The organism is Xanthomonas protegens (genome assembly GCF_038442435.1).
GTDB lineage: Bacteria > Pseudomonadota > Gammaproteobacteria > Xanthomonadales > Xanthomonadaceae > Xanthomonas_A > Xanthomonas_A sontii.
Genome location: NZ_JAQJCQ010000008.1, coordinates 49,704 through 65,300 on the forward strand (window position 1 = coordinate 49,704; position 15,597 = coordinate 65,300).

Here is a 15,597-nt window from a genome sequence, read left to right on the forward strand (position 1 = left end):
TTACGGGGCGGCGGCCGCCCGCGTCGGCGTTGCCGCGCGTGGCATAATTCGCGCTTCCGCTGGGGGGCGACGGGCAGTGCGTGGGCTGAGGCGACTGATCATCTGCGGCAGCCTGGCACTGCAGCTCGCACCCTTCCCCCCTGCCCTCGCCGCGCCACTCGCGCCCGACGCACGGCAGATCGCGTTCTCGATCCCGCCGCAGGCGCTGTCCACGGCGCTGATCGCGTATGGCAAGCAGGCGAACGTGCAGGTGCTGACCGCCAGCCCTACCCTGGCCGGGATGCGCAGCGACGGACTGCAAGGCATGTTCACCCCGGACGCGGCGCTGCAGCGCCTGCTGCAATCGACTGGCCTTGCGTACCGCATGCTCGATGCGAACACGGTGGCGGTCACCCCCGCCGCCACGGCGCAAGTCGATCCTGCGGATGCCGCCGATGCGCACCGCACAGGCACCCCGCCCAAGCTGCTGGAACAGGTCGACGCCGCGGCGCTGACCGAGCACGCCATGGGCGACGTGCCAGCCTACGCCAGCGACGCGCTGCGTTACGCCGCCGATTCCATCGCCGTGCCGCAGTCGGTGAACGTGGTCGCTCCGCATCTGCTGGCCTCGCAACAGGTGCGCACCGTCGCCGACGCCCTGCGCAACGTGGCCAGCGTGCAGCAGATCGAAAATCCGTTGCGCGCGCCGCTGTTCAAGATCCGCGGCATCTACACCGGCAACGGCATGACCGACGGGATGCCGAACAGCTTCGTCGGCCTTGGCGGCTACCCGCCGATGATCGGCGTGGAGCGGGTCGAAGTGCTCAAGGGCCCGGAATCGATCCTCGGCGACAGCAACGGCGGCGACATGAGCGGACTGATCAACGTCGTCACCAAGCAACCGCTGCGCACACCGAAGCGCGAACTGAGCTACGTCCTCGGCGAACGCGGCGACATGCAGGCCGGGCTCGATGCGACCGGACCGATCGGCGCCACGCCGCTGAGCTATCGGCTCGTCGTCTCCGGCCAGCATGCAGATTCCACCGCGCAAGGCTACGGCCCGCGCAATGCCGCCTACCTGGCGCCGTCCATCGCCTGGCAGGGCGAGGACAACCGCCTGGTGCTCGGCGTGCAGCGCGTGACCGATCGGCAGCCCGCCGCCGACCATGCCCTGCTGCTGCGCAACCGCGTGTCGGCGATGACGCCCAGGAGCTTGCGGCTGGGCAACGCACAGGACCACACCGCCTACCGCACCCAGCGCGCCTACTATCTGTTCGATCAGCGGCTCAGCGACCGCTGGCAACTGCGCAGCCGCGGCCAGTACGTGACCCAGGCGGTCGACGCGCGCAACTGGGGCATGCTGTCGCCTTCGCCGAAGGGCGCCGTGCGCGCCTATGCCGAGGCGTACCGCAATACGACGGCGTACTACACCATCCAGAACGACCTGATCGGCAGCTTCGGCGATGGGCCGCTGCGGCAGACCGTGACCCTGGGCCTGGATTACACGCGCGCGCGGCTGGGCAGCAGCGATTACTTCATCCGCATGCACCGCAACCGCTACGACGTGTTCGGCGACGAGCGGCTGGGCCCGGTGCACTGGCCGCGTTCGCGGCGCGGGATCCTGCATTACCCCGGCAGCCCGTGGTCGAGCCGGAGCGGCATCCTGCTGCAGGACCAGATCAGCTTGGGCGAACGCTGGGACGTGCTGCTGGCGCTACGCCGCTCGGCGTACGAGATTTCCAACTACGACGCCAAGGGCAAACTGCGCCAGTTGCGCCGGCGCCGCTGGGTGCCCAACGTCGGCGTGGTCTACAAGCTGACCCCGGAGGCGTCGCTATATGCCAGCACCATGAACGGCTTTGCGCCGAGCGCCGTGCTCGGCAAGAACGGCCGGCCGTTGCCGCCCGCGTTGTCGCGGCAGGTGGAGGTGGGGGCGAAGATCGATCTGTTCGAGCACCGGGCGCGGCTCAGCGCCGCGTACTACCAGATCACCGTCGACCGCAGCTTCGATCTGGTGCTGGCGCATCCGTCGTACTTCGCCAGGCCGATCGACAGCCAGAGCAACCACGGGCTGGATCTCGACTTCGTCGGCGCGCTCGCTCCGGGCCTGGAACTGAGCAGCAGCCTGGCGCTGGCCCGCATCGGCCGGCGCGACGGCACGCCGGCCCTCGGCGTGCCGCGCACCCGCTTCACCCTGTGGAGCAGCTACCAGTTCCAGGACAGCCGCTGGAGCGGCTGGGGCGTGGCCGGCGGCATCCTGGCGCGCGATCACACCCTCGGCCGCCGCCTGGCCGGCGGCTACTTCAAGATCCCCGGGCAGGCCAGCGTGGACGCGAACGTGTCCTATCGCACCGAGACCTGGGGCGTGACCGTGGGCATGCGCAACGTCTTCGATCGGCGACTGTATGCCGACGAGTTCGACGAGACCTTCATGCCACTGCCGGATGGCCGCAGCCTGCTGCTGACCGGCTCCTATCGGTTCTAGCGCGCGTTGTCGCGACCGACGCGGCAGGCGTCGGCCGCGCTCAGGCCTCGGTGGAGGCCTGCGGCTGCGGCGCCTCTTCGACCTGGCCGAGTTCGTGCAGCAGTGCCGTGGCGTAGCTGCCCGGCGGCAATGCGAAGCGCAGTTCCAGCGCGTCGTCCTGCCCGTCCAGCCAGCGCCATTGCAGGTCGGCCACGCGCAGGCGGGTCGCCCGCCGCTCCTGCTTCAGGCCCTCGCGCTCCAGGCCGTCGCGCAGGCGCTGCGCGACCGCCTCGTCCAGCACCGCCAGTTCCAGCGCACGCGCCGCCTCGGCGCTGCGCAGCTCGCCGGCGCCCCACAGCGGCGCGGACGGATGGATGTCGAAGCGCTGCAAGCGCTCGGCCAGCGCCTCCGACCACGGCTCCGGACCGAACACGCTGCGGCTGCCGTCGAGCATCCACACTTCGCCGTTCAGCGCGCTGTCCCAGTTGCCGGCGGCCACGCGGGCGGCCAGCACCTGGTTGAACAGTTCCGAACGGGCCGCCGACAGCAGCAGCGAGCGCTGCTCGCGGCGCACGCGGCGGCCGCCGAACATCGCCAGGGCGGCGCCGACGTTGCCGCCATCGCGGCCGAACCGTTGCTCGCCGAACCAGTTGGGAATGCCGCGCGCGGCGATCTGCGCCAGCCGCGCCTCGATCGCGCCGCGCTCGCCGCGCACCTGGCGCAGCACCAGCACGAAGCCGTTGCCGGCCAGCGCGCCACGCGGCAGCTTGCGGTTGTGCCAGTGCGCTTCCAGTACCTGCAGATCCGCGTCCTGCAGGCTGTCCAGCGCCGGCGCCACGCGCTTGGGCAGATGCACCGAGAAGCGCTGGGTGGTGACCGCATGGCGGTCCTTCATGCCGGCGTAGCCGATCGCCAGTTCCGCCACCCCGGCCCACTGCGCCAGGCGGCGCGCGGCGAAGGCGGTGTTCATGCCGCGCTTGCGCACCGTCAGCAGCAGGTGCTCGCCCTCGCCGCTGGGCGCGAATGCGGGCAGTTCGTCGACCTGGAAATCCTCGGCGCTGCTGCGCATGCGCGCCTGCAACGGCGCGGCGCCGAAGGCACGCGGCAACTCGCTCACAGCGCCACCAGCAGGGCCACGGCCTGCGCCGCAATGCCTTCGCCGCGGCCGGTGAAGCCGAGCTTCTCGCTGGTGGTGGCCTTGACGCTCACGCAGTCCAGGTCGACCTGCAGCAGCGCCGCAAGGCGCTCGCGCATCGCCTGCGCATGCGGGCCGACCTTGGGCCGTTCGCAGATCACGGTGATGTCGGCATTGCCCAGCCGCCAGCCGCGCGCGTGCAGCAGGCCGACGCAGTGATCGAGGAACTGTGCACTGTCGGCGCCCTTCCAGCGCGGATCGGACGGGGGGAAATGCTGGCCGATGTCGCCCAGCGCCAGCGCGCCGAGCAAGGCGTCGCACAGGGCGTGGATCGCCACGTCGCCGTCGCTGTGGGCGAGTACGCCGCGCTCGTGCGCCACGCGCACGCCACCGAGCATGATGTGGTCGCCCTCGCCGAAGGCGTGGACGTCGTAACCCTGGCCGATGCGGAAGGGAGGAACGGAAAGGGAATCGTGTGACATGGGAATCCTGTTCGTAGAAGCGTCGACGCCGTCCGGCGGTCAGACGCCGGAGTGCAGCGTGCGCACGTAAACCGGGAGCGGCTCGGACGCCGGCATGGCCTCTTCTTCGTCCGCTGCGCCCCACTTCGGGTTGAGCCAGTCGTCATGGACGATGCGTTCGACCAGCGCCGGCAGCGGCGTGTGCCGGGTCGGCACGCGGAACGGCAGACGACCGTGCGCCGACGACACCAGGCTGAAGCGCAACTGCCGCGCCTGACCATCGTGCCAGCAGTAGAAGGTCATCGCCGGCGCCGCCTGCGCGCGCAGCGTGGCCTGGCGATCGTCGGCGGCCGCCTCCACGAACCGCACCACGCTCGCCACATCAATGCCCGCGGCGTGATCCTCGCGTGGCGAGAACGCCCACAGGTTGGCATTGGCCTCGTGCTGGATGTCGTCGCCATCGACCACGATCGCAGCGCTCGCGGCCTGCTGCAGCCAGGCGTGCGCCACCGCGTCCTCGAACCGCATCAGCCGCCCTGCCGCTGGAACAGTTCGAACTCGAAACGCGCCAGGTCGGCCGGCGTGGTGACCTTGAAATTGTCTTCGGCGCCCTCGACCAGCAGCGGCCGCAGCCCCAGCAACTCCATCGCCATCGCGTCGTCGGTGACCTCGACGCCGGCCGCGGCGGCCTGCTCCAGGGCCCGGCTCAGTTGCATGCGCCGGAACAGTTGCGGGGTCAGCGCGCGCCACAGACGCTCGCGCGGTTCGGTGCCGTCGATGCCGCCGTCGTCGCCGGCGCGCTTGAGCGTGTCGCGCACCGGCGCGGCCAGGATCGCGCCGACCGGATCGCCGCGACCCGCCTCCAGCAGCCGGTCCAGGTCGGCCAGCGCCAGGTTCGGCCGCGCCGCATCGTGCACCAGCACGAAGTCGTCCGCCTTCACCGACTCCGGCAAGGCGTGCAACGCGGCCAGCACCGAGCCGGCACGGCTGCCGGCTCCCAGGCAGGTCAGCACCGGTTTGCCGGCCAGTTCGGTCCAGCCCGGCCACTGTGCATCGTCCACGCCCAGCGCAACCATCGCCCCGGCCACCGCCGGATGCGCCAGCAGCGCCTCCAGCGCATGCGCCAGCAATGGACGCCCACCCGCCTGCAGATACTGCTTGGGCGTGGCGCCGCCGAAACGGGTGCCGCGGCCAGCCGCCGGGACCACGGCCCAGACGGTGGCCATCAGGGCTGCTCGCCCGGCGCCGGCGTCACAGGCGCCGGCTGCGCGCCGGCTGCCGTACCGGCCGGCGCGGTCGACACCGGCGCGTTCTCGACCACGCGGTAGAACTTTTCGCCCGGCTTGATCATGCCCAGTTCGCTACGCGCGCGCTCCTCGATCGCCGCCTCGCCGTCCTTGAGGTCCTTGACCTCGGCGGCGAGCGCGGCGTTGCGTTGCTGCAATCCTTCGTTGTCGCGCTTCTGATGCTCGACCTGACTTTCGAGCACCAGCACTTCGCCGGAATTGCCCGGGCCGAGCCAGAAACGGTACTGCAGCCACGCCAGCAGTCCCGCCAGCACCAGCAGCAGCCAGCGCCAGTTGCGCACGGCTTATCGCTTGAGCGAGACGAACGCGTCGCGCCCGGCGTAGCGCGCGGCGCTGCCGAGCGCTTCCTCGATGCGCAGCAGCTGGTTGTACTTGGCCACGCGATCGCTGCGGCACAGCGAGCCGGTCTTGATCTGGGTGGCGGTGGTGGCCACGGCGATGTCGGCGATGGTGGTGTCCTCGGTCTCGCCGGAACGGTGCGAGACGATCGCCGCGTAGCCGGCCTTGTCGGCCATGGCGATGGCTTCCAGGGTCTCGGTCAGGGTGCCGATCTGGTTGACCTTGATCAGGATCGCATTGGCGGTGCCGGACTCGATGCCCTGCTTGAAGATCTTCGGGTTGGTCACGAACAGGTCGTCGCCGACCAGCTGCACCTTGCTGCCGATACGGTCGGTGAGCAGCTTCCAGCCGGCCCAGTCGTCCTCGGCCAGGCCGTCCTCGATGCTGACGATCGGATACTGCGCGGCCCAGTCGGCGAGGAAGTCGACGAACTGCTCGCTGGTCAGGCGCTTGCCCTCGCCCACCAGGTGGTACTTGCCGTTGTCGTAGAACTCGCTGGAGGCCACGTCCAGGCCCAGCAGCACGTCCTCACCAGCGGTGTAGCCGGCCTTGCCGATCGCTTCCAGGATGGTGTCCAGCGCTTCAACGTTGCTGCGGAAGTCCGGGGCGAAGCCGCCCTCGTCGCCGACCGCGGTGGACAGGCCGTGGCCCTTCAGCACCGACTTCAGCGCGTGGAAGATCTCGGTGCCGGCGCGCAGCGCCTCGGAGAACGAGGCGGCGCCGACCGGCAGCACCATGAACTCCTGGAAATCGACATTGTTGTCGGCATGCGCGCCGCCGTTGATGATGTTCATCATCGGCACCGGCAGCGCCAGGTTGGCGGTGTTGCCCGCGGCCAGCGACTGCCACAGCGGCTGTTTGCGCGACGCGGCGAGCGCGTGTGCGTTGGCCAGCGAGACGCCGAGCAGCGCGTTGGCGCCGAGGCGGCCCTTGTTCTCGGTGCCGTCCAGGTCGATCAGGCGGCGGTCCAGGCCCTGCTGGTCGGCGGCATCGAAGCCTTTCAGCGCGCCGGCGATGGTGGTGTTGACGTTCTCCACCGCCTTGCGCACGCCCTTGCCCAGGTAGCGGGTCTTGTCGCCGTCGCGCAGTTCGACCGCTTCCTTGGTGCCGGTGGACGCGCCCGAGGGCACCGCGGCACGACCGAACGAACCGTCCTCCAGGATGACATCGGCTTCCAGCGTGGGATTGCCGCGGCTGTCGAGGATTTCACGGGCGTGGATGCTGCGGATCGTACTCATGGGCGGGCCGGTTACCTGTAGGAAGAGGGGGCGGAAACGAATGCCGGCTGATTATCCCCGGCCGCCCGTTCCTTGCCAAATCCCGCCTCGGGCGAGGCGCCGCATGGCAAGGGCATCCAGTGTCGAATCCACTGTCCTGCCAGGGAGATCGGGGATCGGGGCCAATGCCCGGACCCGTTACATTCCGAAGAGAAACCGCACGATCAGGACCAGCAGCACCAGCACCAGGCCGGCGGCGATGCCCGCAAGGAGGCGGTCGCGGCGCGCCCCCCAGCCCTGCACAGCCGCGATCAGCGCGCCCAGCGCAGACACCGCCAGCACCAGCAAACCGCCCAAAATCCAGGGCTGCATCGCCAGGATGCCGTGATTGCCATCGCCGGGCGCACCATTGGCGCGCGCGAAAGCAAGCAACACCACGCCCAGCGCCGCCCAGGCCAGCAGCGCCAGCAGCAGCGCGCACCGCCCCCAGGAACGGACGCGAACCTGGTCAGGCGGGTTCATCGCCCTTGCCCAGGAGCGCAGGCAGACGCCCGGCAGGACGCGACCCGCCAGCAGGCGAACGGATACCGCGACTGCAGCCCGCGCCTCATGCGAAGCGCGAGAAGCCGTGCTTCTTGGTCACGGCGTCCAGTTCCATCAGCGTTTCCAGCAAGGCTTCCATCTGGTCCAGCGGCCACGCATTGGGGCCGTCGGACAGCGCCTTGGACGGATCCGGGTGGGTCTCGGCGAACAGGCCGGACACGCCCACGGCCACCGCCGCGCGCGCCAGCACCGGCACGAATTCGCGCTGGCCGCCGGAACTGCCGCCCTGCCCGCCCGGCAGCTGCACCGAATGGGTGGCATCGAACACCACCGGGCAGCCTGTCTCGCGCATCACGCTCAGCGAGCGCATGTCGCTGACCAGGTTGTTGTAGCCGAAGCTGGCGCCGCGCTCGCAGACCATGATCTGCTCGTTGCCGGTGGACTTGGCCTTCTCCACCACCGGCTTCATGTCCCACGGCGACAGGAACTGGCCCTTCTTGATGTTGACCGGCTTGCCGGCGGCGCACACGTTCTTGATGAAATCGGTCTGCCGCACCAGGAACGCCGGGGTCTGCAGCACGTCCACCACCGCCGCCACCTCGTGCATCGGCGTGTACTCGTGCACGTCGGTCAGCACCGGCACGCCGATCTGCGTCTTCACCGCCTCCAGCACCTTCAGCCCTTCTTCCAGGCCGGGGCCGCGGAAGCTGGTGCCGGAGGTGCGGTTGGCCTTGTCGAAGCTGGACTTGAAGATGAAATTGATGCCCAGCCGGCCGGTGATCTCCTTGAGTCTGCCGGCCACGTCGAGCTGCAGCTGCATCGACTCGATCACGCACGGGCCGGCGATCAGGAACAGCGGCTGGTCCAGGCCGACGTCGAAGCCACACAGTTTCATTGGATCACCTATCGGTTGAGCCCCGCACCATTCGGGCACGGGATTTTGGCGAGGTTACTCCCCTCTCCCACCGGGAGAGGGGTCGGGGTGAGGGTCCGGACGAAGCCTCAGGGAATCAAGCCCCTCTCCCGCCGGGAGAGGGGTTGGGGTGAGGGTCCGGGCGAAGCCTCATGGATCAAGCCCCTCTCCCACCGGGAGAGGGGTTGGGGTGAGGGTCCGGCGAAGCATAAGGAACTCAAGTTCGCGAGGCTTCGCCCCGTACCCTCATCCGGCGCTTCGCGCCACCTTCTCCCGGAGGGAGAAGGAATCAGGCGCGCGCTTCCTTCAGCAGCTTGCCGCCGGCCTTGCGCTCGCGCGCGGCGCGCACGAAGCCGATGAACAACGGGTGGCCGTCGCGCGGCGTGGACAGGAACTCCGGATGCGCCTGGCAGGCCAGGAACCACGGATGCGTCTCGCGCGGCAACTCCACCATCTCCACCAGGGTGTCGTCCATCGACTTGGCGGCAATCACCAGGCCGGCGTCCTCAAGCTGGGTGCGGTAGCGGTTGTTGAATTCGTAGCGGTGGCGATGGCGCTCGGCGACCACGTCCTTGCCGTACAGCTCGCGCGCCAGCGTGCCCGGCTTGAGCCGCTGTTCCTGCAGGCCCAGGCGCATGGTGCCGCCGAGGTCGGACTTCTCGTCGCGCTTCTCGACATCGCCAGTGGCAGTGCGCCATTCGGTGATCAGGCCGATCACCGGGTACGGCGACTGCCGGTCGTTCTCGGTGCTGTTGGCCGCGTCCAGCCCGGCGACATGCCGCGCATAATCGACCACCGCAGCCTGCATGCCATAGCAGATGCCAAAGTACGGCACGCCGTGCTGGCGCGCGTAGCGCGAGGTCAGCACCTTGCCCTCGAAACCGCGGTCGCCGAAGCCGCCCGGCACCAGGATGCCGTCCACGTCGGCCAGGGCCGCCATGTCGCTGCCTTCCAGGTCCTGCGCTTCCAGCCACTTCAGGTTGACCTTGGTGCGCTGGCGCAGGCCGCCGTGCTTGAGCGCCTCACCGACCGACTTGTACGCGTCCTGGTGGTCGACGTACTTGCCGACCACCGCGATGGTGACCTCGTCGAGCGGATGCTTGATCGCGTCGACCACCGCCTCCCACTCCGACAGGTTGGCCGCGCCGACCTTGTCGCGCAGCTTGAACTGGTCGATGACGATCTCGTCCAGGCCCTGCCGGTGCAATTCCAGCGGCATGCCGTAGAGCACGTCGATGTCGGCGGCGCTGATCACCGCGCGCTCGGAGACGTTGGTGAACAGCGCGATCTTGCGCCGCTCCGAATCCGGAATCGCCTGCTCCGAGCGGCACAGCAGCACGTCCGGCTGGATGCCGATCGAGCGCAGTTCCTTGACCGAATGCTGGGTCGGCTTGGTCTTCAGTTCGCCGGCCGCGGCGATGTACGGCACCAGGGTCAGGTGCATGAACATGGCCTTCTCGGCGCCGCGCTCGGTGCGCACCTGGCGGATCGCCTCCAGGAACGGCAGCGACTCGATGTCGCCGACGGTGCCGCCGATCTCGACCAAGGCCACGTCGTAGCCGGCGGTGGCTTCATCCACGCAGCGACGGATCTCGTCGGTGATGTGCGGGATCACCTGCACGGTGGCGCCGAGGTAGTCGCCGCGGCGCTCCTTGCGGATCACGTTCTCGTAGATGCGCCCGGTGGTGACCGAATTCTTGCGCGACAGGCGCGTGCGCACGAAGCGCTCGTAATGCCCCAGGTCCAGGTCGGTCTCGGCGCCGTCGTCGGTGACGTACACCTCGCCGTGCTGGAACGGGCTCATCGTGCCCGGGTCGACGTTGATGTAGGGGTCCAGCTTCATCATCGTGACCGACAGGCCACGTGCTTCGAGAATGGACGCAAGCGAAGCGGCCGCGATGCCCTTGCCAAGCGAGGACACTACGCCGCCGGTAACGAAGATCAGGGGGGTCATGGCTCAAAGGCCTCCCGGAAAGCCATAGTTTAACGGGTGAAGCGGATTTGCCCAAGCGCTTTCGCGCAACAGCCGCCCCACAAAAAAGCGACGCCCCGGGCGACCGGGGCGTCGTCTGCAGGAAACCGCGCGAAAGCTTAAGGCTTGCGCGCTTCCTCTTCCTCTTCCTTCTTCGGCGCGGCCGCATCCTTGCCGGCCTTGTGCTCGGCGGCCGCGGCGGCGCGGCGCTTGGCCTTGGCATCGGCCTCGGCCTTTTCCTTGGCGACCTGCGCCTCATAGGCGGCGGCACCGGAGGCGGCCGGATCGGCGCTCTGCGCCTGGGCCATCGCGACCGGCACGGCCACCGCGGCGGCGACCAGGGCGGCCAGGGTCAACAGCTTGCGAACGTTCATGGCGGACTCCTTTGAGACGTGCGACGAAGATGTGGGCGACGTCGCGGTTTTTCCAGGGCCAGCGTAGCGCGACGCCGCCGCACCTGCCCTGAACACCGGCGACGTGCAAAAAACCGCCGCAGACCGCACACTTCCGGATCTGCTTCGCGCCACCTGCTGAGACGCATGAATACCCGCTACAACGCTGCCGACATCGAAGTTCTCTCTGGCCTGGACCCGGTCAAGCGCCGGCCCGGCATGTACACCGACACCTCACGGCCGAACCATCTGGCCCAGGAAGTCATCGACAACGCCGTGGACGAGGCGCTGGCCGGCCATGCCCGGCACATCGAGGTGACGCTGTACAAGGACGGCAGTTGCGAGGTGTCCGACGACGGCCGCGGCATGCCGGTGGACATCCACCCGGAAGAAAAGATCTCCGGCGTCGAACTGATCCTCACCCGGCTGCATGCCGGCGGCAAGTTCAGCGACCGCAACTACACCTTCAGCGGCGGCCTGCACGGCGTCGGCGTCAGCGTGGTCAATGCGCTGTCCAATCGGGTGGAACTGTTCATCAAGCGCGAAGGCAACGAGTACCGCATGGCCTTCGCCGACGGCCACGCCGCCTCCAAGCTGGAGATCGTCGGCAGCGTCGGCAAGAAGAACACCGGCACGCGTCTGCGCTTCTGGCCGGATCCGAAGTATTTCGACACGCCGAAGTTCGCGGTGCGCGCACTGCGCCACCTGCTGCGCGCCAAGGCGGTGCTGTGCCCCGGCCTGACCGTCAAGCTGCACGACGAAGCCACCGGCGAGCAGGACACCTGGTACTTCGAGGACGGCCTGCGCGACTACCTGCGCGGCGAACTGGCCGAGCGCGAACTGCTGCCGGCCGAGCTGTTCGTCGGCAGCCTGAAGAAGGACCGCGAGATCGTCGACTGGGCGGTGGCCTGGGTGGTGGAAGGCGAGCTGGTGCAGGAGAGCTACGTCAACCTGATCCCCACCGCGCAGCACGGCACCCACGTCAACGGCCTGCGCAGCGGCCTCACCGACGCGCTGCGCGAGTTCTGCGATTTCCGCAACCTGCTGCCGCGCGGCGTGAAGCTGGCGCCGGAAGACGTGTGGGACCGCGTGGCGTTCGTGCTGTCGCTGAAGATGACCGACCCGCAGTTCAGCGGCCAGACCAAGGAACGCCTGTCCTCGCGCCAGGCCGCCGGCTTCATCGAAGGCGCCGCGCACGATGCCTTCAGCCTGTGGTTGAACCAGAACGTGGAGACCGGCACGCGCATCGCGCAGATCGCCATCGACCGCGCCAGCGCGCGGCTGAAGACCGAGAAGCAGATCGTGCGCAAGAAGGTCACCCAGGGTCCGGCGCTGCCGGGCAAACTGGCCGACTGCATCAGCCAGGACCTCTCGCGCACCGAACTGTTCCTGGTCGAGGGCGACTCGGCGGGCGGCAGCGCCAAGCAGGCCCGCGACAAGGATTTCCAGGCGATCCTGCCGCTGCGCGGCAAGATCCTCAACACCTGGGAAGTGGCCTCCGGCAGCGTGCTGGCCTCGGAGGAAGTGCACAACCTGGCGATCGCGATCGGCTGCGACCCGGGCAAGGAAGAGATCGACGGCCTGCGCTACGGCAAGGTGGTGATCCTGGCCGACGCCGACTCCGACGGCCTGCACATCGCGACCCTGCTGACCGCGCTGTTCCTGCGCCACTTCCCCGCCCTGGTGCGCGCCGGCCACGTGTTCGTGGCGATGCCGCCGCTGTTCCGCGTGGACGTGGGCAAGCAGGTGTTCTACGCGCTGGACGAGGAAGAGAAGCGCTCGCTGCTGGACAAGATCGAACGCGAGAAGATCAAGGGCCAGGTCAGCGTCACCCGCTTCAAGGGCCTGGGCGAGATGAATCCGCAGCAGCTGCGCGAATCCACCATCCACCCGGACACCCGGCGCCTGGTGCAGCTGACCGTGGACGACAGCGACCAGACCCGCTCGCTGATGGACATGCTGCTGGCCAAGAAGCGCGCCGGCGACCGCAAGCAGTGGCTGGAGACCAAGGGCGACCTGGCGTCGCTGGAGGTCTGAGGCGACACACGCGCGGCTGTTTGCTGCCGTCGTAGGGGCGGCTTCAGCCGCGACCTAGCGCTGTCGGGAAAGCCCCGTCGCGGCTGAAGCCGCTCCTACGACGGACGACGACGGCGTGTCGGGCTTACGCACCGGCATCGGCGTGCGTCACGCCGGCCATCTGGCGATCGACTGCCTTCCGGGACGTCAGCCGTGCGCAGGCGCCGCCGGCATCACGCCCGTGCAGTCGTGATCCTGCAGTTCCTCCGCACCGACCCCATCGCCAGGAAGCGCGGTGGCCGCCAGCAGCACGAAGCCGGGGCGACCATCGAACTCCGCGCCGACCACCGCCAGGGTCTGGTGCGCCATGCTCTGCTGCGGCGGCAAGCTGCGCGCCAGCAGCGTCAGCGGATTCGCATCCAGTTCTTCGCCCTCCACGCGCATCGCCCGATAGGCGTGGCCGTGCAGCGGCTGCGGCAACGGCGCCCAGGCCGGGCCGATCAAAGCCTGCATTGCCTGCAACTGGTCGCGCACCTGTGGCGCCAGGCAATCGATATGGACATGCAACTGGTCCTGCGACCGCGCCGAGGGCGGGTTGATCGTCAGGCTGGTAAGCTCGCGCGGCAGCGGCCGGTTCAGCAACCGCTCGACCCGGCTGCGTGCCTGCCAGGCAAGGTCCAGCCAGTTCGGCGCGTCGGCGGCGCGGGCGCGCGGATCCTCGATCCCGCTCACCGGCACCGTCGGAATCAGCAGGTACTGGTAGTCGCCGCGCAAGTCCTTCATCAAGGCATAGCGTTGGCCGGGCTCGGCGTGCACTTCGCTGCAAGGGGCCGGATCGGCGCCGGCGCGCGCCTGCGGCAGGCAGCGCGTGCTCAGCAGCCGCCACAGGCGCTGGCGATCGTGGGCATGCGGATCGTGCGCCGCCGGCGACTCGGCCACGGGCGGCGGCAATGGCACGCTGGCGCAGCCGGCCAGCAACGCCGCCAGGAACAGGCTTAGCGGCAGGCGGAAACGAAGGACAAGCATGCGCAGCGGACCGGACACGGGACGGACCGGCGATTGTAGCCAGCGCCGATGAACCGGCATGGCGCGGCCGCGGGACTGCGGACCATGGCTTTGTGCACATCCGCCGCGCCGACGCCGCGGCCTAGCATGCCGGCTCCCTCCCTGCGAGCGACCGCCCGTGCCGACCTTCCCTTCCGTGCTGCTGGCCGTGCTGCTGGCGGCGATGCCGATGACCGCGGCGCTGGCCGCCGATGCCGATGCGGGCAATGCCGACAAGGGCGACAAGCCCGCCGCCGCCGAACCGGCGCCGCTGCCGGCCGACGCGCAGACCAGCCAATCCACCCAGCTCGACGGCCGCACCCTGCGCTACACGGTCAAGGTCGGCACGCTGCCGGTGAAGGACAAGCAGGGCAAGGTCGTCGCCGACGTGGTCTATACCGCCTACACCATGGACGGCAAAGACCGTCCGGTCACCTTCGCGCTCAACGGCGGCCCCGGCGCGGCCTCGGTGTACCTCAACCTGGGCGCGATCGGGCCGAAGGTGGTGGCGTTCGGCAGCGAGGGCGACAGCGCCTCGGCGCCGGCGCAGCTGCGCGACAACCCCGGCACCTGGCTGGACTTCACCGACCTGGTGTTCATCGACCCGGTCGGCACCGGCTTCAGCCGCTCGCGCGTGCCCGACGAGCAGGCCAAGAAGCAGTTCTACAACCCGCAGGCCGACATCGAGTACCTCTCGCGCACCATCTACGACTGGCTGCTGAAGAACCAGCGCCTGCAGTCGCGCAAGTACCTGGTCGGCGAAAGCTACGGCGGCTTCCGCGGCCCGCGCATCACCCACTATTTGCAGACCAAGCTCGGCGTGGCGATGAACGGCGTGGTCCTGGTCTCGCCGTATCTGAACCCGACCCTGGACGACAACGGCGACGTCTCGCCGCTGCCGTGGATGCTGACCCTGCCGTCGATCACCGCCGCACGCCTGGAACGCGAGGGCAAGCTGACCCCGGAAGCGATGCGCCAGGTAATCGACTACACCCGCGGCGACTACGTCACCGCGCTGCTGCGCGGGCGCTCCGACCCGGCCGGCACCACCCGCATGATCCAGCAGGTGACCGCGATGACCGGCCTGGACCCGGCCTTCGTGCGCCGCGCCGGCGGCCGCCTGGAGACCCAGGCCTACCTGCGCGAGGTGTTCCGCGACAAGGGCGAACTGGGCAGCCGCTACGACTCCAACGTCACCGCCTTCGACCCGTTCCCCAACGCCCCCGAGCAGCGCGCCAACGACCCGCTGCTGGACAGCATCATCGCTCCCACCACCACCGCGATGGTCGATTTCGTGACCCGCGTGGTCGGCTGGAAGATCGACGCCCGCTATCAGGCGCTGAACTACGACGTGAACCGGCTGTGGGACTGGGACGACGAACTGCGCAAGGGCTCGGTGACCGAGCTGCGCCAGTCGGTGGCGATCGACCCGAAGCTGCGCGTGCTGATCGTGCACGGCTGGAACGACCTGTCGTGCCCGTTCATGGGCTCGGTGCTGACCGTGGACCAGATGCCGGTGATGGGCAACGACCCCACCCGCGTGCAGGTCAAGAACTACCCCGGCGGCCACATGTTCTACAACCGCGCCGACAGCCAGCGCGCGCTGCGTCAGGACGTGATGGCGATGTATCGGGCCAACTAGCGGGGATTGGGCATTTGGGATTGGGGATTCGCAGAAGCGGATCCCCGGTGCTGGCCGGGATTGGAGATTGGCGGGATTGGGGATTCGTAAAGGCCGCCCTCTGCGGTGACAGGCGCGGCTTGTGATGGAGGAAAAGCGTGTGTGGGCACCAGCGCACTGGCGGCCCACGCTAG

General features: G+C 69.1%; 14 protein-coding genes. 3 read left to right on the forward strand and 11 right to left on the reverse strand.

Annotation, left to right across the window (positions count from 1 at the left end):
• Positions 1-76: 76 nt before the first annotated feature.
• Positions 77-2,464 (forward strand): TonB-dependent siderophore receptor, encoded by a 2,388-nt coding sequence (locus PIQ37_RS10885; RefSeq protein ID WP_342073481.1) that lies wholly within the window; start codon positions 77-79, stop codon positions 2,462-2,464.
• 40 nt (positions 2,465-2,504) lie between these two features.
• On the opposite strand, the gene truD is transcribed toward PIQ37_RS10885, so the two are convergent.
• The 10 genes from truD to PIQ37_RS10935 all read right to left on the reverse strand — a co-directional run bounded on the left by truD (position 2,505) and on the right by PIQ37_RS10935 (position 10,704).
• Positions 2,505-3,560, reverse strand: coding sequence for a tRNA pseudouridine(13) synthase TruD (gene truD / locus PIQ37_RS10890; RefSeq protein WP_342073482.1), 1,056 nt, complete (start codon positions 3,558-3,560; stop codon positions 2,505-2,507).
• Complete coding sequence (ispF, locus tag PIQ37_RS10895; RefSeq protein ID WP_342073483.1) at positions 3,557-4,060, reverse strand: 2-C-methyl-D-erythritol 2,4-cyclodiphosphate synthase; 504 nt, start codon at positions 4,058-4,060, stop codon at positions 3,557-3,559. Before ispF ends, truD begins: the two co-directional genes overlap by 4 nt.
• 39 nt (positions 4,061-4,099) lie before the next feature.
• The gene (locus PIQ37_RS10900) at positions 4,100-4,567 is read right to left on the reverse strand and encodes a hypothetical protein (protein WP_342073484.1); all 468 of its coding nucleotides are present in this window, start codon (positions 4,565-4,567) and stop codon (positions 4,100-4,102) included.
• On the reverse strand, positions 4,567-5,265 hold the full coding sequence (gene ispD, locus PIQ37_RS10905) for a 2-C-methyl-D-erythritol 4-phosphate cytidylyltransferase (RefSeq protein WP_152236372.1): 699 nt from the start codon (positions 5,263-5,265) through the stop codon (positions 4,567-4,569). Before ispD ends, PIQ37_RS10900 begins: the two co-directional genes overlap by 1 nt.
• Positions 5,265-5,627: a cell division protein FtsB gene (gene ftsB, locus PIQ37_RS10910; protein ID WP_043095785.1), complete on the reverse strand. Its 363-nt coding sequence runs from the start codon at positions 5,625-5,627 to the stop codon at positions 5,265-5,267. Before ftsB ends, ispD begins: the two co-directional genes overlap by 1 nt.
• Positions 5,628-5,630: 3 nt before the next feature.
• A complete protein-coding gene (gene eno / locus PIQ37_RS10915) occupies positions 5,631-6,923 on the reverse strand; it encodes a phosphopyruvate hydratase (protein WP_160964939.1) in 1,293 nt (430 codons plus the stop codon).
• A gap of 177 nt (positions 6,924-7,100) precedes the next feature.
• Positions 7,101-7,424 (reverse strand): hypothetical protein, encoded by a 324-nt coding sequence (locus PIQ37_RS10920; protein WP_342073485.1) that lies wholly within the window; start codon positions 7,422-7,424, stop codon positions 7,101-7,103.
• Positions 7,425-7,509: 85 nt separating this feature from the next.
• Positions 7,510-8,340, reverse strand: a complete 831-nt coding sequence (gene kdsA / locus PIQ37_RS10925; protein WP_342073486.1) for a 3-deoxy-8-phosphooctulonate synthase — start codon at positions 8,338-8,340, stop codon at positions 7,510-7,512.
• A gap of 307 nt (positions 8,341-8,647) precedes the next feature.
• Entirely contained in the window at positions 8,648-10,312 is a 1,665-nt protein-coding gene (locus PIQ37_RS10930) for a CTP synthase (protein ID WP_017912623.1), read from the reverse strand.
• A gap of 137 nt (positions 10,313-10,449) precedes the next feature.
• Entirely contained in the window at positions 10,450-10,704 is a 255-nt protein-coding gene (locus PIQ37_RS10935; RefSeq protein ID WP_010343426.1) for a hypothetical protein, read from the reverse strand.
• Positions 10,705-10,869: 165 nt separating this feature from the next.
• On the opposite strand from PIQ37_RS10935, the gene parE reads away from it, so the two are divergent.
• Positions 10,870-12,759: a DNA topoisomerase IV subunit B gene (gene parE, locus PIQ37_RS10940; protein ID WP_342073487.1), complete on the forward strand. Its 1,890-nt coding sequence runs from the start codon at positions 10,870-10,872 to the stop codon at positions 12,757-12,759.
• 186 nt (positions 12,760-12,945) lie between these two features.
• On the opposite strand, the gene PIQ37_RS10945 is transcribed toward parE, so the two are convergent.
• A complete protein-coding gene (locus PIQ37_RS10945; RefSeq protein ID WP_342073488.1) occupies positions 12,946-13,764 on the reverse strand; it encodes a CDP-diacylglycerol diphosphatase in 819 nt (272 codons plus the stop codon).
• A 202-nt stretch (positions 13,765-13,966) separates the two neighbouring features.
• On the opposite strand from PIQ37_RS10945, the gene PIQ37_RS10950 reads away from it, so the two are divergent.
• Positions 13,967-15,424, forward strand: a complete 1,458-nt coding sequence (locus PIQ37_RS10950; RefSeq protein ID WP_407136985.1) for a S10 family peptidase — start codon at positions 13,967-13,969, stop codon at positions 15,422-15,424.
• Positions 15,425-15,597 lie beyond the last annotated feature (173 nt).

Bases quoted from the DNA above. Each gene is read 5' to 3' on its own strand.
- parE (WP_342073487.1), top strand. From the start codon at position 10,870: ATGAATACCCGCTACAACGCTGCCGACATCGAAGTTCTCTCTGGCCTG.
- ispD (WP_152236372.1), bottom strand. From the start codon at position 5,265: ATGGCCACCGTCTGGGCCGTGGTCCCGGCGGCTGGCCGCGGCACCCGT.
- eno (WP_160964939.1), bottom strand. From the start codon at position 6,923: ATGAGTACGATCCGCAGCATCCACGCCCGTGAAATCCTCGACAGCCGC.
- PIQ37_RS10945 (WP_342073488.1), bottom strand. From the start codon at position 13,764: ATGCTTGTCCTTCGTTTCCGCCTGCCGCTAAGCCTGTTCCTGGCGGCG.
- PIQ37_RS10935 (WP_010343426.1), bottom strand. From the start codon at position 10,704: ATGAACGTTCGCAAGCTGTTGACCCTGGCCGCCCTGGTCGCCGCCGCG.
- PIQ37_RS10930 (WP_017912623.1), bottom strand. From the start codon at position 10,312: ATGACCCCCCTGATCTTCGTTACCGGCGGCGTAGTGTCCTCGCTTGGC.
- PIQ37_RS10950 (WP_407136985.1), top strand. From the start codon at position 13,967: ATGCCGATGACCGCGGCGCTGGCCGCCGATGCCGATGCGGGCAATGCC.
- PIQ37_RS10920 (WP_342073485.1), bottom strand. From the start codon at position 7,424: ATGAACCCGCCTGACCAGGTTCGCGTCCGTTCCTGGGGGCGGTGCGCG.
- ispF (WP_342073483.1), bottom strand. From the start codon at position 4,060: ATGTCACACGATTCCCTTTCCGTTCCTCCCTTCCGCATCGGCCAGGGT.
- kdsA (WP_342073486.1), bottom strand. From the start codon at position 8,340: ATGAAACTGTGTGGCTTCGACGTCGGCCTGGACCAGCCGCTGTTCCTG.
- PIQ37_RS10900 (WP_342073484.1), bottom strand. From the start codon at position 4,567: ATGCGGTTCGAGGACGCGGTGGCGCACGCCTGGCTGCAGCAGGCCGCG.